21 protein-coding genes are annotated in these 23,402 nt (G+C 71.1%); 10 read left to right on the top strand and 11 right to left on the bottom strand.

All coding sequences use genetic code 11. From position 1 onward, the window contains the following. Positions 1 to 60: 60 nt before the first annotated feature. The 6 genes from ACHAAJ_RS02760 to ACHAAJ_RS02735 all read left to right on the top strand — a co-directional run bounded on the left by ACHAAJ_RS02760 (position 61) and on the right by ACHAAJ_RS02735 (position 5,907). Positions 61 to 540, top strand: coding sequence for an Lrp/AsnC family transcriptional regulator (locus ACHAAJ_RS02760; protein WP_435726361.1), 480 nt, complete (start codon positions 61 to 63; stop codon positions 538 to 540). A 49-nt stretch (positions 541 to 589) separates the two neighbouring features. Then, positions 590 to 2,506: a tetratricopeptide repeat protein gene (locus ACHAAJ_RS02755; RefSeq protein ID WP_435726359.1), complete on the top strand. Its 1,917-nt coding sequence runs from the start codon at positions 590 to 592 to the stop codon at positions 2,504 to 2,506. 72 nt (positions 2,507 to 2,578) lie between these two features. Next, positions 2,579 to 3,007 carry a hypothetical protein gene (locus ACHAAJ_RS02750; protein ID WP_435726357.1) on the top strand — a complete coding sequence of 143 codons (429 nt, stop codon included), beginning with the start codon at positions 2,579 to 2,581 and terminating at the stop codon, positions 3,005 to 3,007. Beyond that, the gene (locus ACHAAJ_RS02745) at positions 3,007 to 4,491 is read left to right on the top strand and encodes a sensor histidine kinase (protein WP_435726356.1); all 1,485 of its coding nucleotides are present in this window, start codon (positions 3,007 to 3,009) and stop codon (positions 4,489 to 4,491) included. The genes ACHAAJ_RS02750 and ACHAAJ_RS02745 overlap by 1 nt, the downstream gene beginning before the upstream one ends. After that, positions 4,469 to 5,137, top strand: a complete 669-nt coding sequence (locus ACHAAJ_RS02740; protein ID WP_435726354.1) for a response regulator transcription factor — start codon at positions 4,469 to 4,471, stop codon at positions 5,135 to 5,137. Before ACHAAJ_RS02745 ends, ACHAAJ_RS02740 begins: the two co-directional genes overlap by 23 nt. A 221-nt stretch (positions 5,138 to 5,358) precedes the next feature. After that, complete coding sequence (locus tag ACHAAJ_RS02735; protein WP_435726352.1) at positions 5,359 to 5,907, top strand: hypothetical protein; 549 nt, start codon at positions 5,359 to 5,361, stop codon at positions 5,905 to 5,907. A 94-nt stretch (positions 5,908 to 6,001) separates the two neighbouring features. Here ACHAAJ_RS02735 and ACHAAJ_RS02730 read toward each other — a convergent pair whose 3' ends face one another. The 3 genes from ACHAAJ_RS02730 to ACHAAJ_RS02720 all read right to left on the bottom strand — a co-directional run bounded on the left by ACHAAJ_RS02730 (position 6,002) and on the right by ACHAAJ_RS02720 (position 8,836). After that, positions 6,002 to 7,198, bottom strand: coding sequence for an aminoglycoside phosphotransferase family protein (locus tag ACHAAJ_RS02730; RefSeq protein WP_435726350.1), 1,197 nt, complete (start codon positions 7,196 to 7,198; stop codon positions 6,002 to 6,004). A gap of 45 nt (positions 7,199 to 7,243) precedes the next feature. After that, on the bottom strand, positions 7,244 to 7,969 hold the full coding sequence (locus tag ACHAAJ_RS02725; protein ID WP_435726348.1) for a hypothetical protein: 726 nt from the start codon (positions 7,967 to 7,969) through the stop codon (positions 7,244 to 7,246). A gap of 249 nt (positions 7,970 to 8,218) precedes the next feature. Then, complete coding sequence (locus ACHAAJ_RS02720; protein WP_435726346.1) at positions 8,219 to 8,836, bottom strand: GNAT family N-acetyltransferase; 618 nt, start codon at positions 8,834 to 8,836, stop codon at positions 8,219 to 8,221. 40 nt (positions 8,837 to 8,876) lie between these two features. Here ACHAAJ_RS02720 and ACHAAJ_RS02715 point away from each other — a divergent pair, with 40 nt between their 5' ends. From ACHAAJ_RS02715 to cpaB, 3 genes are all read left to right on the top strand, one after another. Next, a complete protein-coding gene (locus ACHAAJ_RS02715; protein ID WP_435726344.1) occupies positions 8,877 to 9,488 on the top strand; it encodes a 5-formyltetrahydrofolate cyclo-ligase in 612 nt (203 codons plus the stop codon). 98 nt (positions 9,489 to 9,586) lie between these two features. Beyond that, positions 9,587 to 9,883 carry an FmdB family zinc ribbon protein gene (locus ACHAAJ_RS02710; protein ID WP_435726342.1) on the top strand — a complete coding sequence of 99 codons (297 nt, stop codon included), beginning with the start codon at positions 9,587 to 9,589 and terminating at the stop codon, positions 9,881 to 9,883. Between the two features lie 121 nt (positions 9,884 to 10,004). Beyond that, a complete protein-coding gene (gene cpaB, locus ACHAAJ_RS02705; protein ID WP_435726340.1) occupies positions 10,005 to 10,709 on the top strand; it encodes a Flp pilus assembly protein CpaB in 705 nt (234 codons plus the stop codon). A 14-nt stretch (positions 10,710 to 10,723) separates the two neighbouring features. Here the strand turns inward: cpaB and ACHAAJ_RS02700 are convergent, their stop codons facing one another. The 8 genes from ACHAAJ_RS02700 to ACHAAJ_RS02665 all read right to left on the bottom strand — a co-directional run bounded on the left by ACHAAJ_RS02700 (position 10,724) and on the right by ACHAAJ_RS02665 (position 22,777). Continuing rightward, positions 10,724 to 14,626 carry a DNA helicase gene (locus ACHAAJ_RS02700; RefSeq protein ID WP_435726338.1) on the bottom strand — a complete coding sequence of 1,301 codons (3,903 nt, stop codon included), beginning with the start codon at positions 14,624 to 14,626 and terminating at the stop codon, positions 10,724 to 10,726. Between the two features lie 257 nt (positions 14,627 to 14,883). After that, the gene (guaA, locus tag ACHAAJ_RS02695) at positions 14,884 to 16,473 is read right to left on the bottom strand and encodes a glutamine-hydrolyzing GMP synthase (protein WP_435726336.1); all 1,590 of its coding nucleotides are present in this window, start codon (positions 16,471 to 16,473) and stop codon (positions 14,884 to 14,886) included. 41 nt (positions 16,474 to 16,514) lie between these two features. Next, the gene (locus ACHAAJ_RS02690; protein ID WP_435726334.1) at positions 16,515 to 16,985 is read right to left on the bottom strand and encodes a DUF3817 domain-containing protein; all 471 of its coding nucleotides are present in this window, start codon (positions 16,983 to 16,985) and stop codon (positions 16,515 to 16,517) included. After that, a complete protein-coding gene (locus tag ACHAAJ_RS02685; RefSeq protein ID WP_435726333.1) occupies positions 16,982 to 17,887 on the bottom strand; it encodes an SURF1 family protein in 906 nt (301 codons plus the stop codon). The genes ACHAAJ_RS02690 and ACHAAJ_RS02685 overlap by 4 nt, the downstream gene beginning before the upstream one ends. Positions 17,888 to 17,993: 106 nt before the next feature. Then, positions 17,994 to 18,482: a PTS sugar transporter subunit IIA gene (locus ACHAAJ_RS02680; protein WP_435726331.1), complete on the bottom strand. Its 489-nt coding sequence runs from the start codon at positions 18,480 to 18,482 to the stop codon at positions 17,994 to 17,996. Further along, positions 18,463 to 20,235 carry a glycerol-3-phosphate dehydrogenase/oxidase gene (locus tag ACHAAJ_RS02675; protein ID WP_435726329.1) on the bottom strand — a complete coding sequence of 591 codons (1,773 nt, stop codon included), beginning with the start codon at positions 20,233 to 20,235 and terminating at the stop codon, positions 18,463 to 18,465. Before ACHAAJ_RS02675 ends, ACHAAJ_RS02680 begins: the two co-directional genes overlap by 20 nt. A 2-nt stretch (positions 20,236 to 20,237) precedes the next feature. Beyond that, entirely contained in the window at positions 20,238 to 21,389 is a 1,152-nt protein-coding gene (locus ACHAAJ_RS02670; protein WP_435726328.1) for a GuaB3 family IMP dehydrogenase-related protein, read from the bottom strand. A 116-nt stretch (positions 21,390 to 21,505) separates the two neighbouring features. Then, a complete protein-coding gene (locus tag ACHAAJ_RS02665) occupies positions 21,506 to 22,777 on the bottom strand; it encodes a BtrH N-terminal domain-containing protein (RefSeq protein ID WP_435726326.1) in 1,272 nt (423 codons plus the stop codon). A gap of 330 nt (positions 22,778 to 23,107) precedes the next feature. Between ACHAAJ_RS02665 and ACHAAJ_RS02660 the strand changes: the two genes are divergently transcribed. Next, positions 23,108 to 23,332: a helix-turn-helix domain-containing protein gene (locus tag ACHAAJ_RS02660; RefSeq protein WP_435726324.1), complete on the top strand. Its 225-nt coding sequence runs from the start codon at positions 23,108 to 23,110 to the stop codon at positions 23,330 to 23,332. Positions 23,333 to 23,402: the final 70 nt, after the last annotated feature.

Genomic DNA, 23,402 nt, shown 5'->3' with positions numbered 1-23,402 from the left:
GGTGCAGAATTGATCACTATTATCAACATTCACCTCCCATGTGACCGGACGGGACACAAAATGGCCAACCTCGACGACCTGGAGATCCGCCTGCTTCTGGCTCTCTTGGAGAACCCCCGCGCGCAGATCGGCGAGCTGGCGGAGTCGCTGGGCGTGGCACGCAACACCGTGCAGTCCCGGCTGCGGCGGCTGGACCGCGCGGGGCTGGTCCGCAACGGCGGACGCGACGTCGACCTGCAGGCCCTGGGCTTCGACGTGCTGGCGTTCATCACCATCGAGGTCTCGCACCGGGAGCTCGACGGCGTCATCGCGTCCCTGCGCCGGCACGAACAGGTGCTCGAGGTCCACGAGATCTCCGGCCGCGGCGACATCTGGTGCCGGGTCGCCGCGCGCGACACGCACAACCTGCAGGCCGTTCTGCGGGCGATCCTGCGCATGCGCGGGGTCATCCGCACCGAAACCTCCCTGGCGTTGAGCGAACACATTCCCTACCGGGCGCAACCCCTGCTCGGCAAGCTAGTTGACGGGGGCAGGCATTAGGCTGGAACCAGTCACGCCGCACCCGGCGACCCATAAGGAGGCGCCTCGATTGTCAGCCCTGGCCGAGCGTTTGCGCGGCATACTGACGGAACCACAGCCCAACCCCCTCGCATCCCCCACCGACGCCCAGGGATGGCTGGAGCTCGCCTACGAGCGCGCCTACGGCGAGGACCACGACGGCGCCGTCCGCGCCGCCGAGGCCGGTCTGGCGCTCTGCGGCGGCGGACCCTCCGCGGGCGGGGACTCCGGGGCGGTGGTGGCCGGTGACCCGACGGCCGGGGATCTAACGGCCGGCGACGTTTCGGATCCGGAGACCGCACTCTCCCTGTGGGGAGTCGCCGCCTCCGTCCGCCACCTCTCCGGCGAGGAGGACGCGGCCGCGGAGGCCGCCGCCGCCCGCGTCTCACTGCTGCGCGCGCTCGGGCGCCCCCACCAGGCGGACCTCGAGGAGCACCTCGGCCCGCTCCTCTTCCGCGAGCCGCGCCCCGAGGAGGCACCGGTGCTCGAGGCAGCCCTCGCCACCCACGCCGCCTCCGGCGCACCGGAGTCCGTCCTCGCGGACGTGCGGTTGCCGCTGGCGGTCTGCCGCTACGAGGCCGGCGAGGAGTCGGCCATGGACGACCTGGAGGCCTGTGCGGCCGCGTACCGCGAGGGCGGCCGCAGCGAAAGCGAAGCGGGCGCCCTGCTCTACCTCGCGCACGGCTACGCCAAGGCCGGCCGCCCCCAGGACGCGCTCCTGAAGGCGGACCGGTTGCTGGAGCTACCGGTCAACAAGGCGATGCGCGCGGCGGTGTGGATGGTCAAGGCCGCCGCCAACGCCGACCTCGACCAACCGCTGGAGGCGGAGGGCTGCGCCGTGCGCGCGCTGGAGCTCTACGCCGGCGCGGGGGTGCGCCGCGGCGCCGTCTCGGCCGCCGCGTTGGTCGCCAACCTGTCGTCGCTGTCCATGGACCAGGATTCCGCCGTGACCGCGTGGCGCATCGCCGTCGAACAGGCGGAGCGCGGGGAATTCGGCGAGACCTGGGCGGTTCGCCTGGCGCTCGGCAACCAGCTCTTGGAGGCCGAGGAATTCCTGCTCGCCGAAGAGGTGCTGGAGCACCTGGCCGCCTCCCTCGAACAGGTCGGCGACCATTCCGACCAGGCGCGCACGCTGATGTCGCTCGGCCACTGCCTCCGCCACCAGGAACGCCTGGACGAGGCGCTCGCGGCGTGGGAGCGGGCGGCGCGGCTCTTCGAGGAGCAGGACCTCCCCGGCGACGCGGCGCGCGCGCTGCTCGCGGCCGGGACCCTGGTCTCCGGCGGCGAGGACCCCGGCTTGCCGCTGCCCTACTTCGAGCGTTCCGTCTCGCTCTCCCGGCGGTCCGGCCAGACGGATCCGGGCGTCCTGCCGCAGTCCCTCCACGCGCTCGGACACGCCATGTGCGAGGCCGGCGACGCCGCGGGCCTGACCGTGCTGGACGAGGCGATCCGCCTCGCAGACGAACACGACGCCGAATGGCACTCCGCGGACTTCCGCGACACCCGCGCACGCAGCCTGTGGGCCCTCGGCCACGGTCCGGAGGCCGTGGCCGGCGCGCTCGAGGCGGCGGATCTCTTCCGCGCGGCCAAGGACGACGACGCCGGCGGCAACGCCGAACTGTTCGCGGCCCACGTTCTTGCGGAGACCGACCGCGGCGAGGAAGCGGTGCCGCTCTACAGGTTGATCGCCTCGGAGCACCGGGACAGCGTCGCCCACTTCTACGCGGCGCAGCGTGGTCTCGCGGATGTCCTGGCGGCGCAAGGGCTGCCGGCCCAGGCCGAAGAAGCCAGGCATCTCGCTGAGGAGGCCCTCCAGAACGCCGACGGAGCGGACGACCCGGGCGCGCCGTCGTCGGATGACGAACCGGAGGCTCCGCCGTCGGACGGGGAACCGGAGACTCCGCCGCCGGATCGTGGGCCCGGCGCTCCCGGGCCACACGGGGACTAGCGTGGATCCGGTGGCGGGCATGGGCGCGGTCTTCTCATTCCCGTCTCATGTGGTTCGCGGATAATGGATCCCATGCATCCCCGGACCATCCGGCCGCTCCTCGTGGCGGCCGTAGCCGCCTCGCTGCTCACCATCGGCGCGATGCTCGGCGTCGCCCTGGGCGCGCCGCAGCCGGTGGATCTGGGCCCCGGACTGACGTCCACGACTCCCGCCGGAAGCGGTGCGCCCGGCCCCACCGCGCCGTCGTCGTCCGCGTCCCCGTCCTCCACACCGTCTTCCGCGCCGACGTCGTCCGCCACGCCATCGTCGACCAAGCCGTCCGCGGCGCCGTCGTCGTCCGCGTCCCCGCGTCCGAACCGCTCGGCGACCCGTTCGCCGCAGCCCGTGGCGCCCGCCCCGCCCGTCGAATACGACGACCACGGCGGGGACCGCCCCGACGACGAATCGGACGACGACGATGACGACGACCGGGACGACCGGGACGACCGGGACGACGGCTGATGGAGGACGGGCGCCGGCTCGACTGGCTCCGCGGCCACGGCTCCGTCGGTGCGCGCATCCTCACCTCGATGGTGCTGCTGGCGCTGCTCACGCTGCTGGTCGCCGGGACGACGTCATACGGCGTGCAGCGCGGTCAGGTGGCCGACCGGATCGACGCCTCGCTCACCCGTTCGGTTCGGGAATTCCGCGTCCTGGCCGAGGGCGGCGTGGATCTGGAGACCGGACGGCCGTTCTCATCGGCGGAGTCGCTCGTCTACGTGGCCATGCAGCGCACGCTGCCCTCCACGAACGAGGGCCTCATGGCCCTGGAGCCGGGCGGGGTGCGGTGGCAGGCGCCCGAGTCGGTCGAGCTGCGCCTAGAGCAGGACGGCGATCTGGTCAGGGCCCTCGTCGCCGAGGGCCCTCCGGAGCGAGTGGTGCTGCGCAACTTCGAGACCGGCTCGACCACCTACCGGTTGGTGGTGGTCCCGGTCCAACTCGCGGCGGACCAGCAGCCCATGCTGTTCGTGCTCGCCTACGACTCCACCGCGGCCCTGAAGGAACTCAACCAGACGTACGCCGTCTTCTTCGCCGCCGGGTTGGGGTCACTCCTCCTGGCGGCCCTGCTCGGCGGGGTGCTGGTTTCCCGGTTGCTGCGGCCACTGCGCGACCTGAGGCGGACCGCGGACAAGATCACCGAACACGATCTCGACGAGCGGCTGGCGGTCGCTGGCACCGACGATCTCGCCGACCTGTCGCGCACGTTCAACAACATGCTGGACCGGCTCCAGCTCGCGCTGGGCTCGCAGCGCCAGCTGCTGGACGACGTCGGGCACGAATTGCGCACCCCCATCACGATCATCCAGGGCCACCTCGAGCTGCAGGACAACACGGACCTCGACGACGTGACCCAGACGCGCGCCGTTGCCCTCGACGAGCTCGACCGCATGACGCTGCTCGTGGACGACCTCGTCACGCTGGCCAAGTCCGACAGGGCCGACTTCGTGGCGCCCGTGGCGGTGGAGCTGGACCACCTCCTCGACGACGTGCTGGACAAGGCACGCGCGCTGGGGGACCGCCACTGGATCATCGAACGGCGCGCGCACGGCTCGTTGGAGCTGGATCCGCGGCGCATCACCCAGGCCATGCTCCAGTTGTGCCAGAACGCGGTGAAGTTTTCCGCGCCGGGATCCACGGTGGCGCTCGGTTCCACGCTGTTGGACGACCACCTGCGCCTCTGGGTGCGCGACGAGGGCGTGGGCATCCGGCCGGAGGACCGCGAAGAGATCTTCAGCCGGTTCGCCCGGGGCAGCAACGGCAGCCGCGCGGAGGGATCCGGGCTCGGGCTGACAATCGTGCGTGCCATCGCCGCCGGCCACCGGGGAGACGTGCGCGTGCAGTCCACACCGGACGTTGGATCGACCTTCTACTTGGACCTACCGTTGCGGGGCTTCGTGCCCCCGCCGGAAGAAAGGGGAACGCATGAGCCAGATCCTGATTATTGAGGACGAAGAACGCATCAGCGCGTTCGTCTCCAAGGGGCTGCGCTCCGCGGGCTTCCTGCCAACGGTGACGGCCAGCGGAACCGCCGGCCTCCATCTGGCCCAAACCGGCGACTTCGAACTGGTCGTCCTCGACCTCGGCCTGCCGGACATGGACGGATTCGAGGTCCTGCGGTCGCTGCGCCAAGGAAAGAACGACGTGCCGGTCATCATCCTCACCGCGCGGTCCGGAATCGAGCACACCGTCGAGGGCCTGGAAAACGGGGCGGACGACTACATGGCCAAGCCTTTCCGCTTCGAGGAACTGCTGGCGCGTGTCCGGCTGCGGCTGCACCCGGAGGCGAACGGCGCGCACCAGGAGGTCATCGAACACAACGGCCTCTCCCTGGACCTCCGCTCACGCCGGGCCACCGTGGGTGGACACGGAATCGACCTCTCCGCCCGCGAATTCGCGCTGGCCGAGGCGTTCCTGCGCAACCCCGGCCAGGTGCTCAGCCGCGAGCAATTGCTCTCGCGCGTCTGGGGCTACGACTTCGATCCGTCATCGAATGTCGTGGACGTCTACGTGCGCTACCTGCGCAACAAGCTGGGTGCCCACCGCTTCGAGACCGTCCGCGGCATGGGCTACAGGCTGTCGCGCGACGGGTAGACGGCCGGAACGCTGGGCTGTTCGCATGCGCTGGCCTCCGCAAGCGCACCGCGCACGACGACGGCGACTATGCCGACAGAGACTGGCAAGGCATCAAAACGCAGAACGATGGCGTTGCCGTGGGGGGCCGGCAACGCCATCGCTTGGGGGTACCGTCAGGAGGCTAGCCGGCAGATGCCGCACTCACCGGGCTGACGGGGGACGCCGGCGAAACCGGCGAGGTGGGTGACGCCGGCGACATCGGGCTGGCGGGAGACGCCGGCGACATCGGGGTCGGCGGCGTGGCGGGGGTTGCCGCCGACACGGGCGACGGGGCGGAAGCGGGTGTCGGCGGGGTGGGGGGCGTCGGCGGCGTGGCCGCCGTGTTGGGGGAACCCGACGTATCGGCCGAACCCGAGGTATTCGCAGAGCCCGACGTATCGGCCGAACCCGAGGTATTCGCAGAGCCCGACGTGTTCGCCGAACCGGAGGTGTTGGCCGAACCCGAGGTGTCCGTGGAAGCGGCGGAGAGGCCGCGCTGCGTGAAGTTGTCGTCGTTGATGGCGGATGGGCTGACGCTGGCAGCGGCCGGCTCCGGCGCTACGGCCGTGCGGGCGCCCTGGGTTGCCGCCGTCGAGTGGATGCCGGTTCCGAGATCGGACGAGTCGTCGAAGACGTGGTTGTCTGCGACGGCCGCTCCGGCGCCGACGGCAACGACGCCGAGGGACCCGGTGATGGTCCAGAATCTGTGGTTCATCATTGTCGTTGCTCCTCATGCGGGGACCGTGTGACCGGGTCCGGTGTTTGCCTTCCACCCCAGTGTGCGCACGCCTGATGAGAGGCAAAGGAGAAACGCATGAGAAAACCCTCATCTACGGGTTCGACTCAGTTTGCCCGGTCTGCGAGCTCCTCGGCCGCGACCAGCCGCGCCAGCGCCTGGCGGTTCCAGCCGGAGGCGCCGGCAGTCCGTGCCCCGGCGACCAGCGACACCGCCACGGCGGCGGACCGGGCCCAGAGGGCCCCCGGGTCCACGTGGGCGGCGAACGCCCCACCAAAGTGGTCGAGGGCCTCCGTTATCCGCGTGTAGCGGATGTCCACCGCAGGCAGGACACCGAGGTGTCCCAGCAGACATGCCAGGTCGTCGACGCGGTGTCCGGGGCCCACCCCGTCCACATCCAGGAGCGCCGAAATCCGGTTGCCTTCCATGAGGAGGTTGGCCTCGTAGAAATCGCCGTGCGTGGGCACAACGGGCCCGCGGTCCGTTGAGCCCAGCAACCGAGCGAGGTGCCGTTCCAGACGTCCGATGCGCTCCCCGTGCTCGGGTAGCGCCACGGCCGCCGCCGATGCGTAGCGACCCAGCCGGTCCGACCACGCGGGTCTGCGGGGGAAGCCCAAGGCCTCTTCCGGGAGCCGGTCCAGGAGCTCCAACAGGTCGCCCGGGGCCAGGGAGGTGGCGCCGTCCTGCAGAATCAGTTTCGACATTGGGTCCCCCGTCACCTCGGCGAGGGCAACGACGTCGTCCACTGGCTCGCCAACGGGGCGCGGCACCGGCAGTCCGGCGTCGTGCAGCACGCGGTGGCGCCGGTGCAGGCCCTCGGCCAGCCCGGCGCGCATGACCTTCAGGTACAGGCGGCGGGTGTGGACGACGGGTGCGGCCGTGGCGAATTCGGCGCGGACCACCGCCCGGCGCAGCGGGCGGTAGGTGACGGTCTCGAGCCGGCGCAGCGTATCGTCCCGGCCCCAGATCCGCCACACCTCCTGCTCCACGGTGGCGGACCTCAGTCCGGGCAGTTTCGGGTCGTGGGGATGCCGCCACATGGAGACCACCAAGGGTCCGGTCACCGGCTTGCCGCTCGAACTGGGCGCGGCGTCCGCCGGGATCTCGACGCGGACCGTGCCCTCCGTCGCGGGCATGGTTTCGGTGGTCATGCCGATGAAGCCCGCGGCGGCGGGTAGTTCGTAGAGGGCGCTGACCCCGGCGCCCGGACGGTGCTGGAGCTGGAGTTGCCGGGGCGGCCGGGCCACTTCGGTGCCGGTGGCCGCCTCGATCAGTTCGGCGGCGTGGGCTTCGAGAAAGCCCACGTGGAGCTCCTCGGGCCATCCGGACGTCGTGGACACGTCGCGGAACTAGGCGCGGCGGCGCTGCAGGACGGCGTCGAGGTTGATGCGGCCAGTGTCCAACGGGACGCTTTCCGCGACGCTTCCGCGGGCCGCGCCGGTGCGCTCCCCCGGTCCGGCGACGACGCCGTCCGGCGCGGCGTCCCGGGCCTCCGCGGCGGCGAGCACCCGCGTGTCCTGAAGGATGCTCGTGACGCCCGTGGCCTTCTTCTCCTCGGGCTGCGGCAACGCGGCCGGCGCCGGGCGCTCGGCCTTGGCCGCGTCGACGTAGGTGGGCTTCGGGACCTCCACGGGATCCCAGGTCGGCGGTTTCACGGACCGGGGGCCTGCGTCCGCCGCCACGCGGCGCGCCGCCGCCCGCAGTTCGTGGACCGTCAGCGAAGCGGGCTCGACCTGCTGCGCGGGCTGCGCGTCGAAGAGCTTCGTTTCGCGGCGGGGCGCGTTGGATTCGGTGCGTGGGGCCTGCATGGCTTCCGCGAAGGCGGCCTCCATGCGGGCCAGGGCCCGGCGACGACGGCCGGCCACCGCGAGCATGCGCAGGCCCGCGAAACTCGCGACGAGCACCAAGGCAGCAAGGAGGGGCACCATCCCGGAGACGACGCCGAAGGGCGCCAGCGCTCCCCCGACGACCAGTACGACGGCGGCAAGCGCACCCGCGGCGGCGACGGCGGCGGGGCCAGTGCGGATCCGCAGCCGAGTGCGCGGCGCGGCGGCCTGGGGTGCTCGTGTTGCCATCGTTTTCCTCCGTGGACTGTCGTTGCGGACTGGGCGGGCACTGTGGGGCGCGTCCTTGCCCCGACGCAAAAGACCCGGGACGACGAACGCGAGCATCACTCCAACCATGGCCACCAGGACCGCAGAGCTCTCGACTTGGACGTCCACAGGTTCGACGCTACTGGCACGCGACACGCAGGACCGGCATTGGGCGCGGTGTGTCCGCTGATCTGCGGCGATTCGTTCCCCGGCGCGCCGCGGCGGATCGTTTCAGCGCGTCTCGAGCCAGCGCTTCATCAGTCCCCCGGGGACCTCCTCGGACGTGAGCGCGAACGTCCTGTGGTCGGCCCAGCGGCCGTCAATATGCAGGTAGTTCCGCCGGATGCCCTCGTCGCGGAACCCGAGCTTCTCCACCACCCGAAGGCTGGCGGAGTTCTCCGGCCGGATGTTGATCTCCAGGCGGTGCAATCCGAGGGTGCCGAAGCAGTGGTCGCCGGCGAGGGCCACGGCCGTGGGAGCGAGCCCCTGTCCAGCGCGGGCCTGGTCCACCCAGTATCCCAGCGACGCCGTCATGGCCGAGCCCCACATGATGCCGGCAACCGTCAACTGCCCGGCCATGACAGGTTCGCGGACGAGCGGTTCCCTGACGGCGATCGCCCAGGGCAACGACTGCGCCGAGCGCGCCTGGCGGTTCAGCGAGGAGACCATCTCGCGGAACGTCGGCATCCGGCCGCCGGGGTTGGGCTGGGTCGCTTCCCACGCCCGGAGCCACTCGGCGTTGTCCCGGCGCAGATCGGTCCATGCGCGTCGGTCGCGGTGGCGCAGCGGACGCAACAACAGGTCACCGCTTTGCAGGGTGACCGGCCAAAACCGCGCGCCGTAGTCCATGGGGGAAGCTTATCCGTGTCCATCTCCCTAGGATGGCTTGGTGGACACACTGAACAAGGAGACGGCCCGCGAACGGTACCGGGCACTTCGCCGCGCGTTGACGCCCGAGGCGCGCCAGGCCCAAGTGGACGCGATGCAGGCACACCTGCTCCCGTGGCTGGATGCCAAGGCGCCCCGCCGCACGCTCACGTGCGTGCTGTCCTACGGGGCGGAGCCACCCACGGGAAGGCTCATGGACGCCCTCCACGCTCAGGGATACCGCATCCTCGTGCCCATCTGCGAACCCGGCAGGCGGCTGAGCTGGACCGACTGGCACCCGGGCATAGCCACCAGCCGCAGCGCCGTGGCGCCTATCGCCGAACCCATGGGGGACCGGCACGGCAGCGACGTGATGGCCGGCGTCGACGTCGTGCTGGTGCCCGCCCAGGCAATCGACACCACGGGCGCGCGGCTCGGCCAGGGCGGCGGCTACTACGACCGTTTCATTGCGTCATTGGACGAATTCACCCCGCGTCCGCTGCTGCTCTCGATGGTCTACGAACACGAGTTCCTGCCCGCGGACTCCTTCGTCTACAACGCCCTGGACCGCAGGGTGGACGCCGTGCTGACCCCCTCCGGCATCACGTGGTTCGGGGACGACGCCGCTCGGTGATGTAGAATTGGCAGTCTGGGGATTCGACTGCCAGCCCGCGGGCGGCGGCGGTTCCGGCCACGGACCATCCCCGACCCCGCCACACCGGAAGGAAACCCATGCCGACCTACGCCTACGCCTGCAAGGACTGCACCCACGCGTTCGAGATCGTCCAGTCCTTCACCGACGATTCCCTCTCGTCCTGCCCCGAGTGCGCCGGGACCCTGCGCAAGAAGTTCAACAGCGTGGGCGTCGTGTTCAAGGGATCGGGTTTCTACCGCACGGATTCGCGCAGCGGATCCACCGCGACGGCACCCGCGGCATCCGGAACCGGCGACACCAAGGGCGCGTCCGAGGCCTCCAAGCCGGCACCCGCCGTGCCCGCCGCCGCCGCCACTTCCGGCGCCTCGGTCTAGCACTTCCCCCGCGCGGGCACCCGCCCCGCACAGCACCTGTCTTCGCCCCGTGGGGGCCGGGCCGTCCACAGTCTTCGGATTGCGGGCGGCCCTTTGCGTTGGTCCGTGGCCTACTGGACGCATGAGGATCCCCTTTGCGTTACAAAGCCCGGCAGCACGTTCCGCCCCGGGCCGGAACGGAACCGGCTACCGTCGCTCCTGGCGCGAACTGCTGGCCCTTTACCGGCGTCCGATGGCTGCCTGCCTCGCCGCGCTGTCGGTCGCGGCGGCGCTTTCCGCGCTGGCTCCCGCGCATTCGCCCGTCGTCGACGTGGTGGTCGCGCGCCGCGACCTGCCCGCCGGTTCCGTGCTGGGATCGGACGCCCTGGAGCTGCGTGAGCTGGCGTCCGGAGCCGTGCCGCCGGACGCCGGCACCAGCATCGCGGAGGTGTCCGGGAGCCAATTGGCCGTGCCGCTGGCCGCCGGATCGCCGGTCCCGGCGGCGTCGCTGGTGGGGCCGGGGCTGCTGACGGGGACCGCGCCAGGGACCGTGGCGGTCCCGATCCGCCCGGCGGATCCGGACACCGTGGGGCTACTGCGTCCGGGCCAGCTCGTCGACGTGGTCCTCAGTGAGGGAAACGGGTACGAACAACCCGTCGAGTCGCGGGTGATCGCCCGCTCCGTCCCCGTGCTGTGGGTCCCCACCGGGGACGACTCCGGAGCCTGGCCCGGATCCGGCGCGTCGCGGGGCATGGTCGTCGTCGCCGCACCCCAGGAGGACTCCGCCGAGCTCGCCGGCGCGGCCAGCCGCGGCCGGATCTTCCTCCTGATGGTGGGGTCGCCGTGAACCGGTGCCGGGAGCTAGTTCCAGTGCGGCGGCCGCTGTTCGCGCAGCCAGCTGTCCCGGTCCTCCACGCTGTCGCCCCAGGAACGGGGGTCGTCCTCAGCTGCCAACCGCGGTATCACGCTGTCGCCGGAACGGCGTCCCCTCGTCGGGGCGTCCTCGGTCGGGGCGTCCTCGGTCGGGGCGTCGTCGGTCGGATCCTGGTCGGCCGCCTGGGAAGGCCGGCTTTCGTCGTCGGACACGTGGTTCTCCCCCGCCTCGGTGTGGTGGTCCGCCTGCCCCAAACCGACGTGATCCGCCAGCGTGTCGGCGATCGACGCCGGGTCGCTGAAGACGTCTATCGTCCACAACGGCACGTAACGCCATCCCATGGATTCGAGCAGCTGCGGCCGCAAACGGCTGCGGGCCCGCACCGTCATCCGGCGGTAGTCCTCGGTTCCGTCGGAAATCACCGCGAGCGGCGGCTCCCCCTTGCCGTCGGCATCCGGCGACTGAACGGCGAGGTCCAGCACGCCCCGGTAGCGCGGCTTGACGATGCCCCCGCGCTCGGCCAGGCGGGACATGAGGTCCGCCACCAGCGGATCCTCGAGCTCTCCCCCCTCGTTCCGAACGCCGGAATGCCCGGACAGGACCCTGCCCACGAGTTCCACGAAGCGCTTCGCGCCGCCGTTGAGGCGGGTTTCGTCCAGGTCCTCCGGCCGCACGGAAGTGACCAGGTGGAGCAGGTCGCGGGACCGGGTGACGCCGGTGACGAAGAACTCGTCTCCCCGCTCCCCGGACAGCGCGCCGAAGTCGTGTACCGCCTTGCCGTGCGGGGTGCGTCCGAACCCGAGGGCGAAGATGACCGCATCGCGGACCAGTCCGTGTGCGCGCTCCACGGACGAGACCTGGAAGCGCTCGGTGGACCGCTTGAAGAAGTCGGCCGCCCAAGGGTAGTTGGGCAGCTGCAGCGCGATCGCCTCGGCGATCCGCGCGGCGTGCCGCTGGTTGGCGGCGATCACGGCCAGCGAACGGTTCGGCCGGCGGCGGATGTGCCCGAAGACGAGGTCCACGACGCGGTTGACCTCGGCGACGGTCGTCTCCACCGCTTCGCCCGACGGGCCGGGCATGCCCATGCCGTCCTCGACGTAGTCGACGGACAGCGACGGAGTGCCGCCGGCCATGGCGCGTGCCGCGGGAAGCCGACGCAGGTTCCCGTCGTAGTACGCCTGCCCGAGCGCCTCGGTGAGGCCCTCGTCGACCCCGCGGTAGACGGTGTCGAGCCGGCGCACGGGCAACACCGTGGACAGGGCGCCGAAGGTGCTCACGGGCTCGGCGGGCTCGCGGTTGGACGCGGTCGGATCGACGGAGACGTGGAAGCTCCGCGGCGAACCGAGCATGGCGTCGCCGAACGCGACCACCTGCCTGGAGCGGCTGATGGATCCGATCGCCCCGCGCAGCGACAGCGAATCGGAGTCGAGCAGGATGACGGCGTCGAATTCGACGTCGGACGGCACCGCCGCGGGGATCAGCAGCGGCGAGCCGATCCAGATGGGCACCAGCGAATTGACGAGCGGGACGCCGAGGCGGGAGAGCGCCTCCATGGTCGGCTCCCCGTCCTTGAGGATGGCCCGCAGCTCGCGGGACGCCGCGCGGTGGTCCGCGAGAGCCGCCTTCCAGCGCTGGGTCATCAGCCACCGCAAACGGCCGGCGCCGGAGCCGATGTGAGTGTTGTCGGCCAGCCGGTACTCCGCCTCGAGCCGGCGCAGCTTGGCGCCGTCGGCCATCGCGAGGTATTCGTCCCCGCTGATCATGGCCTCCAGTGCGGACTGCCACCACGCCAGGTCCAATTCGGCCGCGACGTCCTCGGCCGCGACCTCGCGCTCGGCCAGGTCGGCCAGCAGGTCCGCGAGTCCCTGCTCCCGCAGCTGCTCCTGGAGAAGCGTGCGCTCGGGAAGGACCTCGAGCGCGCCGCGGTCCTCGACGAGCCGGGCCAGCCGTCCCACGAGCGTGTCGACGGGCAGCCGCTGCAGCGCGTCCTTGTGGTCCGTGCGGGCGAGCGCGTCCACGAGCTTGCCAAGCCTGGCGTCCGCGTCGCGGTAGGCGGCGTTCAGCTCGAGCAGGCCCGTGGGAACCAGCGGATGGCGCTGGCTGGTGGCGTAGCGGGTCCACATGCCGCGCTGGCGCTGGACGTCCACGAGCGATTCGTGGAGGTCCGCGATGTGGACGCCGGGCCGGACGTACTCCTTGGCGACGCGACGGAGCCTGGAACGCGTCATCGAACTCATCTCGATGCCCCGCTCGCGGCGCCACGACGACGGCGCGGTGGCGCTGATAAGGTCCTCGACCGACCGGTCGAAGATGTCGGCCTCGAACTTGTCGAGGCTACCGCGGACGGCGACCAGGAGCTCGAGCTGCTCTCCCCATTCGACGAACGTGGTGCCGAGCTTGATTTCCGAGTGGGCCGCGACCTTGAGCATGTTCTCGCGCAGCCGGGGAAGGTCGGACGCGAGGCTGGTCGCGAGTTCGAGGGCCTGGGCCGTCTCCTTGCGGTTGCGCAGCCGCGCCCCGTACCAGGGGCTATCGGTGACGGCCCGGCTGAAGCTGCCGACCTCGGCCGCGCGGCGCAGCTTGGCCGCCGTCTCGTGCCGGCTGGTGATGCTGTCCAAGACGCTGCGCTTGAGCCGGACCGTTGTGGCCGGGGCCGGCTCGAGCGAGGTGAGCCGCGCGAGCTCCTGCATGGCCTGGTAGGGCGAGCATCCCCACCGGCTGCGCACGTTGTGCAGCGAACGGACGTGGTCCAGCAGCGCGTGGCGGTGGCTGGTCAGCGTCTTGTGCAGCTTTTCGAGCTGCGGCTGGGTGGCCCGCTCGTTGCGCAGGATGGCGCGGGTGATCTGCACGCGCAGCTCCTCGGGGCCGGTCTCCGGCGACATGCGCAGGGCCAGGCTGCCCAGCTCCAGCTCCTCGAGGCGCTCGGCGAATCCCAGCGCCGTGGCCTGGCGCTCGGCCACGACGAGGATGCGCTTGCCCTGCCCGGCGAGGATGGCGGCCGCGTTGATGGCGGTCTGCGTCTGTCCGGTTCCGGGAGGGCTGGACACCACCACGGACTCCCCCGCCTCCACGAGGTCGAGGGCCTCCTGCTGGCTGGCGTCGGCATCCAACACGAGGATCTCGTCGGCCGGGTCGCGTTCGTCGCTGCTGAGCACCGTGACCTGGGGCTCGGGAACGACGACGTCCTCCCCCGCGTCGGCGGCCAGCAGACGGGCGATCACAGGGTGTTCCGGATCGAGCCGCGCCGGGTCCGCGGGGTCGGCCAGGTCCGCGAACGTGGAGACGAGCAACCGGTGTTCGATCACTGCGCCGGGAATGTCCGCCACCTGCTCGCGGAGCGTGTCCATGGCCTGGCGCGGGTCGAAGCGGGCGGTCATGTACGCGGCGCCGCTGAGAGCCGCCGCGTCGATCTCCAGCCCGTGGGTCTCGGAGAAGTAGCGGACCAGCGCCGGGTTGACCTGCGCGCGGCCCAAGAGCTGGACCTCGTGGTCGTCTTGGCCCTCGCGGAGCGTCAGCGCCACGCGCCCCAGCATGATCGGCGCGCTAAACTGTTCGCTGCGGCCGTCCTGCGTGGCCCGCCAGGTGGCGATGCCCGAGGCGAGGTAGCCGACGTCGATGCCGCGGTCCTCGGAGAGTTCCTGGATCTTGGCGCGCAGGGCACGGGCGGTGCGGCGCCCCGAAGTGTAGGTGTCCGCGTCGCGCAGCAGCATGGACAGGCGCGTGCGGCGGCCGGCCAGGAACTGCGCGAGGCCGGAGGGGTGCGCGTGGGTGAGGTCGATGCTGTTGGACCCGGAACCGGCGAAGCGCAGCAGGGTATCCGTCCCGGCACCGGGGCCCAGCTTCTCCAGCCAGCCGGCCAACGCCGCCCCGCTCTCCTGAGTCCCTACCACCGGAACACCCGCCTTCCTTGCTGTTGCGCCGCCGTCGTGCGGTCCGTTCGGCGCCGTCGCGCCGTGCCGCTGTCCGTCGGCGCAGGGCCGTGACACTCCCGCGCGCGGTCGGGCACGCGGGGCTCCCTCTAAACTACTTGACTCGCCCGTGCCGTTCGTTGACCGAAACACTGTCAAACGTCGGGGAATGCGGAAAGGAGGGGCACCAAGGCCCCTCCCTCCCGTTCAGCGTCGCCGCGGCAGTCCGCGCGCGTCGCCTACTCCCATTCGATGGTGCCCGGCGGCTTGCTGGTCACGTCCAGGACCACGCGGTTCACGCCGTCCACCTCGTTGGTGATGCGGTTGGAAATCCGCGCCAGCAGGTCGTACGGCAGCCGCGACCAGTCGGCCGTCATCGCGTCCTCGGAAGAGACCGGCCGCAGCACGATCGGGTGGCCGTAGGTGCGGCCGTCTCCCTGGACGCCCACGGAGCGGACGTCGGCCAGGAGCACGACCGGCATCTGCCAGACCTCCTGGTCCAGTCCCGCCGCGGTCAGCTCAGCGCGGGCGATGGCGTCGGCCTTGCGGAGCAGCTCGAGGCGCTCCTCGTTGACGGCGCCGATGATGCGGATGCCCAGACCGGGTCCGGGGAACGGCTGGCGCTGGACGATCTCCGCCGGCAGGCCGAGCTGCGCCCCCACCGACCGGACCTCGTCCTTGAACAGCGCGCGCAACGGCTCGACGAGCTCGAACTGCAGGTCCTCCGGCAGTCCGCCCACGTTGTGGTGGCTCTTGATGTTCGCGGCACCCTCTCCGCCGCCGGATTCCACGACGTCCGGGTACAGCGTTCCCTGCACCAGGAAGCGCACGGGCTCTCCGGAGTCGGCGGCCTCGGCCATGATCGCGGCCTCGGCGGCCTCGAAAGCGCGGATGAACTCGCGTCCGATGATCTTGCGCTTCGTCTCCGGGTCGGTGACGTCCGCCAGGGCGGTCAGGAAGCGCTCGCGCTCGTCGGCGATGTAGAGCTTGGCGCCGGTCGCGGCGACGAAGTCTCGTTCCACCTGCTCGGCCTCGCCCTCGCGCAGCAACCCGTGGTTGACGAAAACGCAGGTGAGCTGGTCGCCGATGGCGCGCTGGACCAGCGCGGCCGCGACGGCGGAGTCGACCCCACCGGACAGGCCGCAGATGGCGCGGCCGGTGCCGACCTGCTCGCGGATCCGGTCGACCTGCTCTTCGAGGATGTTGCCCGTGGTCCAGTCCGGCTCCAGGCCGGCGCCGTTGAACAGGAAGTTCTCCAGCACGCGCTGGCCGTACACGGAATGCTTAACCTCGGGGTGCCACTGGACGCCGTAGAGGCGCTTGTCCTCGTTGGCGAACGCCGCGACGGGCGCTCCGGCCGTGGTCGCGAGGACCTCGAAGCCCTCCGGGGCCTCCTGCACGGAGTCCCCGTGGCTCATCCACACGTTCTGGATGCCGGGCAGGCCCTTGAGGATCGATTCGGGCTTCTCCAGCACGGCGGTGGCCTCGGTCGCGCCGTATTCGCGCAGGCCGGTCTGCGCGACCTTGCCGCCGAGGGCGTTCGCCATCGCCTGGAATCCGTAGCAGATCCCCAGGACGGGGACGCCGGCCTCGAACAGGTCGGGTCCGACGAACGGCGCGTTCTCCGCGTAGACGCTGGCCGGGCCGCCGGAGAGGATGATGGCCGCCGGGTTCTTGGCCATGATCTGCTCGGTGGTGAAGGTGTGCGGGACGATCTCCGAATACACGTTGGCCTCGCGTACGCGGCGGGCAATCAGCTGCGCGTACTGGGCACCGTAGTCGACGACCAGAACCGGCTTGTGCTCTGGGGTGGGGGCTGCGTTGGTCACGGAGTCCAGCTTAGTCGACGGCGGGCGCCGGGCCGTGCGCCTCAGTAGCGCCTGGCGGCCTCCGGGTGGTTCGCGAGTTCGCGCTCCACCTCGCCGTGCACGCGCTTTTCCATGAAGAAGGACAGCAGCGGCACCACTCCGCCCAGCGCAATGGTGATGAAGCGGGTGAACGGCCAGCGCATCAGGGACCAGAGGCGGAAGTCCGCAATGAGATACACCACATACATCCAGCCGTGGACGATCAGCACCACCTTGGACAGGTTGACGCCGCCCTCGAAGGAACCGTCGGGCAACAGCCCCAGGGTGTTGTCCGTCCCGTCGGCGAGCGTGCCGCCGGCGACGATCTCCGCGCCGAAGCCGTACTTGGCCACCATCTCCACTACGACGAAGAGCAGCATCACGCCGGTTGCGTACGCCAGGACCTTGTAGAAGGAGGCCGCGCTGCGGATTTGCGACGGCGTGCCGGCGAATCGGCGCTTCGACGCTCGGGCGGATGCGGGCTCGTTGCTCACTTCTGGTCCTTGCTCTCGGTGTCGGCGGGTTGGGTGCCGGTGGGTTGGGTGCCGGTGGAGTTCGCACCGGGGGCTTGCGGGCTGCTCTCGTGATCGGCGGGGGCTTGCGCGGCGGCGGCTTGTACCTCTGCCTCCGCTTCGGCTTCCGCCGCGTCGGCCAGGTCCTCCTGTTCGCGGCGGTAATCGTCGGCGACCAGCCTCCACCAGAGGAACACGGCGAAACCGGCGAAGACCACCCATTCGATGCCGTAGAAGATGTTGAGCCAGTTGATTTCCCGCTCCTGCGGCTGCGGCCCAATCTCCACCTCCGCGAGACCGGAGGCCGCGGCGCCGACGTCGTCCCCGGCGCCGTCGAGCGCCTCGAAGGCCACGACGAAACCGCTGTAGGACGGAACGTCCCAAAGGTTGATCAGCTGGGCCACCGAGAGCGAGCCCAGGCCGGGTCCCTGCGTCGGCCCGTCGATGGGCGATTCGGTGGGCAGCAGGCGTCCGGCGAGTTCGACCTCTCCCTCGGGCACGGCCGGGGCTTCGGTTGCGTCGGGCTGCCACCCCCGCACGACGGGGATGGTGGCATCGTCTTCGGCGCCGTCGACTGCGAACGCGGCGACCACCCAGTAGCCCGTTTCCCCCGCGTGGATACGGTCCGCGACCAGCACCTGTTTCCCGGGCAGGAACTCCCCGGAGGCGGTGACGATCTGGTCGGCGTCGGCCGCGAGCATGTCGACGCCGGGGCGGAAGTGTTCGGTCAGCGGCACGGCCGTTTCGGTCTGGCTCGCCGGCGGCGGGGCGGCCTCCCGGGAGCGGTCGAATTGCCACTGGCTCAGCCAGACGAACCCCGACGCCACAAGGATCGCCCCCGCCAACGCGAGGATCCACTGTGGTTTAAGGGCGGTTTTCAGCACCGTTTAACACTACTTCGATTGCTTGTAGAACAACGAATGGAACCATTTCGGCCTTCGGTTCGTTCCGCCGATCCCGATCCCGGCAACGCCCCCGCGGCCCGCCGGCTCAGAGATCGGAGAAGTCGACCGTCGAGTTGATGAGCTCCGCGATGACCTCCGGGTCGTAGGCCCGGCGGAGCGACTCGCGGAACGCCTGCCTGGACAGGCTCCGCGCCAGCGTCGCGAGGACCCCGAGGTGCAGCGAATAGCTCGTCGCCGGGGTCGCGAGCAACAGCACCACGGTCGCCGGGCCGTCGGACGCTCCGAAGTCCAGCGAGTGTCCGAAGGCCGTCACGCCCACTGCGATGCTCACGCGGTCCGTGTGCTCCGTGCGGGCATGCGGCATCCCGATCCCGCCGGGCAGGCCCGTGGCCAACTGGTGCTCGCGGCTCCCGACCTGACTCAGGAAACCGTCGAGGTCGCCGATCCGGCCGGCGTCGTACATCTTGCGGGCGAGCACGTCGACGGCGGCCCGGCGGTCCGGGACGTCGAGGTCCAGGACGACCAGTTCCGGCGTCGTCAGCTCCCCGAGGTGGCTAATCTCTGACTGGGACAATGTCTTCCACATTCATTCGTGTCTTGTCTGCCGAAACGTCGTCCGGCTCCTCCTGGCTTGCGCGCTCGGCCTCGACACGCGCGACGTAGTGCCGCACCTCGCGCTCGACCTGCGCGTCGCTCCATCCCAGCAGCGGCGCCATCAGCCGCGCCACCTCCGGGGCCGCCGAAACGCCGCGGTCCCACGCCTCGATGGAGATGCGGGTGCGCCGGGTCAGGACGTCGTGGATGTGCCGGGCGCCCTCGTGCGTGGTCGCGTAGACCACCTCGGCGGCCACGTAGTCGTCGGCGTCGGGCAGCGGCTCGGCCAGCTCGGGACGCTCGCTGATCAGCGCCAGGATGTCCCGGGTGAGCGATCCGTAGCGGCCCAGCAGGTGCTCCACGCGGGCCACGTGCACGCCGGCGGCCCGCGCCATCCGGTGCCGCGCGTTCCACGAGGCCTGGTAGCCCTCGGCGCCGAGCAGCGGGATGGTCTCGGTGCACGACGCCGGAACACCCTCGTCCATGGCGCGCACGGCCTCGTCGACCGCATCGCGTGCCATCACGCGGTAGGTGGTGTACTTTCCGCCGGCCACCACGACGAGCCCCGGGACCGGGTGCGCCACGACGTGTTCGCGGCTGAGCTTCGCCGTCGAGTCGTTTTCCCCCGCGAGCAGCGGACGCAGGCCGGCGTAAACGCCCTCGACGTCCTCGCGCGTCAGAGGGCGCTTGAGCACCTTGTTCACGTGCTCGAGGATGTAGTCGATGTCCCTGCTGGACGCCGCCGGGTGGGCCTTGTCCAGGGTCCACTCCGTGTCCGTGGTCCCGATGATCCAGTGCCGGCCCCACGGAATCACGAACAGCACGGACTTCTCCGTGCGCAGGATCATCCCGACCGTCGACTGGAACCGGTCCCGCGGGACCACCAAGTGGATGCCCTTGGACGCGCGCACCTTCAGCTGCCCACGGTCCGTGACCATGGCCTGCGTCTCGTCGGTCCAGACGCCGGTGGCGTTGACCACCTGCTTGGCGCGGACCTCGAACACCTCGCCGGTCTCCTGGTCCTCCATGCGGGCCCCGACCACCCGCTCGCCGGCGCGGACGAAGTCCACGACCTTCACCCGGTTGGCGGCCAGCGCCCCGTACTTCGCGGCGGTGCGGACGACGTCGACCACCAGCCTCGCGTCGTCGACCTGCGCGTCGTAGTAGCGGATGGAACCGACGAACGCGTCGTCCCGAAGGCTGGGCGCGCTGCGGAGCGTGCCCCGGCGCGAGAGGTGCTTGTGGAAGGGGACACCGCGGCTGTGCCCGGAGGCGAGGGACATGGCGTCGTACATCGCGATGCCGGCGCCGACGTACGGGCGCTCGACGAAACGCTTGGTCAGCGGGTAGAGGAACGGCACGGGCCGGACCAGGTGCGGGGCGATCCTGTCGATCAGCAGCCCGCGCTCCTGCAGCGCCTCGCGGACCAGGGCGAAGTCCAGCATCTCCAGGTAGCGCAGGCCGCCGTGGATCAGCTTGGACGAGCGCGAGGACGTGCCGGCCGCCCAGTCGCGCGCCTCGACGATCCCGACGCGCAGCCCGCGCGTGGCGGCGTCGAGCGCCGCGCCGGTGCCGACGATTCCGCCGCCGACGATCAGCAGGTCCAACTCCGGCTCGCCCGGGGACGCGGTGGCTCGCATCGCGTCAAGCGACTCCTCGCGGAACCCGGGGCTCAGCGCCCCGCCGGTCGTGGCGAGGCCGTGTCCACGGTCCTCCGAAGCGTCCGCCCGCATCCTCAACCCACCTGGTAGGGCGAGATGACGACGTCGACGCGCTGGAATTCCTTGAGGTCGGAGTACCCCGTGGTCGCCATCGAGCGGCGCAGGGCGCCAATCAGGTTCGAGGTGCCGTTGGTGTGGTGCGACGGACCGAAGAGGACCTGTTCCATCGGCCCGACGGTGCCCACGTGGACGCGGTCCCCGCGCGGGTCCGTGGGGTGGTGCGCCTCCCCGCCCCAGTGCCAGCCGTTGCCCGGCGACTCGGCCGCGCGGGCCAGCGCACTGCCGAGCATGACGGCGTCCGCGCCCATGGCGATCGCCTTGACGATATCGCCGCTGCTGCCCAGGCCGCCGTCGGCGATGACGTGGACGTAGCGTCCGCCGGACTCGTCGAGGTAGTCGCGGCGGGCCGCAGCGACGTCGGAGATGGCGGTGGCCATCGGCGCGTGGATGCCCAGCGCGCGGCGGGTGGTGCCGCTGGCTCCCCCGCCGAAGCCCACGAGGACGCCGGCCGCTCCGGTGCGCATCAGGTGCAGCGCCGGGGTGTAGCCGGCGGCTCCGCCGACGATCACGGGGACGTCGAGCTCGTAGATGAACTGTTTGAGGTTCAGCGGCTCCTGGTTCTGCGAGACGTGCTCGGCGGAGACCGTGGTGCCGCGGATGACGAAGATGTCGACGCCGGCGGCGACCACCGTCTTGTAGTGCTCCTGCGTACGCTGCGGCGTCAGGGCGCCGGCCACGGTGACGCCGGCGTCGCGGATCTCCGCGAGCCGGGACGTGATGAGCTCGGGCTGGATGGGCGCCTCGTAAAGCTCCTGCAGGCGCTTCGTGACGGCCGGGCTGACGTTCTTGCCCAGCGGGGTGTCGTCCTTGATGTCGATGATCTCCGCGAGCACCGGGGCCGGGTCCTCGTAACGGGTCCAGAGACCCTCGAGGTTCAGCACCCCGAGGCCGCCGAGCCGCCCCAGGGCGATGGCCGTCTCCGGACTCATCACCGAGTCCATCGGCGCCCCGAGGATCGGGGTCGCGAACTGGTAGGCGTCGATCTGCCAGCCCACGGAAACGTCCTGCGGGTCCCGGGTGCGGCGGTTGGGGGCAATGGCCACGTCGTCCAGCGAATAGGCACGCGCCCCGCGCTTGCCGCGGCCGATTTCAATCTCGTAAGTCACCGGGCAAGCCTATCAGCGCACCCCCGACGGCTTGGCGCCGGGACGGCTGGCGGCCCTGCCCCGGGACGGCCGGCGGCCCTGCCCGGGGACGGGCTGTGGGGCCGCCGGCCGCCCGGCTACTCCGCCGGGCGGAGCAACCGGGCGGCCGCCTCCTCGGCGTCGGCGATGGCCTCCAGCAGGTCCGCGAGCCCGGCGAAGTGCGCGGCGCGCCCCTCGGGGTCCACCTCCGGGTCCACGGCGTCGGCCAGTTCCGTCCATCGCGGGGCGAGCGCGCGGTAGGCCTCGGCTGCCGCGGCGAGTCCGGCGATCTCGGACGCCACGGGCAACCGGGCGGCCTCGTCCAGGAAGTCGGCGTACTGCGCGCGCAGTCCCCCGGCACCCCCGTAACGCGGGGATTCCAGGAAGTCCTTCACCTGCGCGAGGCCGGAGTAGAGGCGGTCCGGATCCGCGAACAGGGCCGTCCAGCCCTTCCGCGTCCGGGTGTCCCGCAGCTTCTCGACCCACGTGCGCATGCCGGCGACGCCGAAGTTCTTGGCGAAGTGGACGGGGATCCCGACCAGTTCGGACTCTCCGAGGAGCCGCGCGGCGGTCGCCGCGATGGCCTCGGCGGCGTTCGCGCCCAGCACCGCCGCGTCCGGAACGGCGGGCTCGGGAACCCACGCCTGCCAGCGCCGGTCCTTCTTCCGGCGGCCGCGCGCGGCGGCCAGGTCGGAGGGCGAGATGAGCTGGAGCTCGCCGTCGCCGTCGTCAATCAGGTAGCTGCCGTCGTCGTGCTCGCCGACCACCACGACGTCGACCGACTCGTCCTCCTCGGCGCCGGCGACGAGGGCGAACGGCAGTAGGGACTCGGACACGCGCACGACGGCGGCGCGGCCCTCGTCCAGCGCGGCGTCCAGGTTCGCCTGGGCCACCTTGGCGCTGCTGGTGGTCTGTTCGCGGACGCGCGCGCCGCAGCGCGCCAGCAGGCCGGCCACGTAGGGCTCGGGGTGGGAGCGGGTGACGACGGTCGCCGTCGTCGTCTCCTCGTACTCGAACGTGAAGACCATGAAGCCGATGCCGCCGGCGAGCCCGGCCAGCAGCGCCTCGCTCAGCGGCATGCCGGTCAGCGGATGCGTCACGCCGGCCTGGGTCAGCACGCGGTGCCAGAGGCCGGCGTCGTACTGCACGACTCCGGCGGGGGCCGGGTATTCGGGCAGTTCCGCCTCGTCCAACCCGTTGGCGGTGCGGTTGGCGGCGTCTGCGGCGCTTCCGGCGCCGGGCGCGGCGTCCGGTCCGCCCCCGCGCTCCGACTTGCCCGCCAGGATGTTCTTGCGCGCCAGCGTATAGGTCTCCCCCGTGCGTTCCATGCGGTCGCGGGCGAGTTTCTTCAGCTGTTTTGGCTGGGACATCGGGGTCTTTTCTGTCGCGGGGTGGGCGGGCCGGAGCGGCTGCCGCGGGGCGGGCGGCGGGGCGTCGCCGGGCACGGGAAACAGTCTACGTCGCGGCCCGTAAACGGGCCGGCGGGCGCCGCCGTCGTGAAGCATCCGTTGAGCATATCCATTCGATGGACTTGTGGCCGATCCGTGACCGCGACACGTGCGGGGCCGCGCGGAAACAACTATGGCCCCCGGCTACCGTTTGTGGTTACCTTGCGATTAGCGGTGCTGCAGTAGCCAGAGGTTGCTGGCGTGGTTCTCGCTCCATCGTGGGGACGATTGGAATCTTTGATTGGGGACCAAATGGTCGAGTTGCAGAAGTTCGAGAATGCCCATTACCTGACCGTGGCGGAAGTCGCGGACGCGATGCGCGTGTCGAAGATGACCGTGTACCGCCTGGTGCACGCGGGCGAGCTGCCTGCGGTGCGCTTCGGGAGGTCATACCGGGTGCCGGAGCGCGCCGTCGAGGAGTACCTCCTCGCCGAGCAGCACGCCGCCGCTCCGCACCACCCGGATAAGGACCGGTAGCCCCGCCCCAAAAACCCCGCGAAGTGGACATTACCCGGGTTTGTTAACCGAGGTAATGTCCACTTCGCGG

The organism is Arthrobacter arnarulunnguaqae (assembly GCF_051262515.1).
Lineage (GTDB): Bacteria > Actinomycetota > Actinomycetes > Actinomycetales > Micrococcaceae > Arthrobacter_N.
This window is presented reverse-complemented; position numbering and strand designations above follow the sequence as displayed.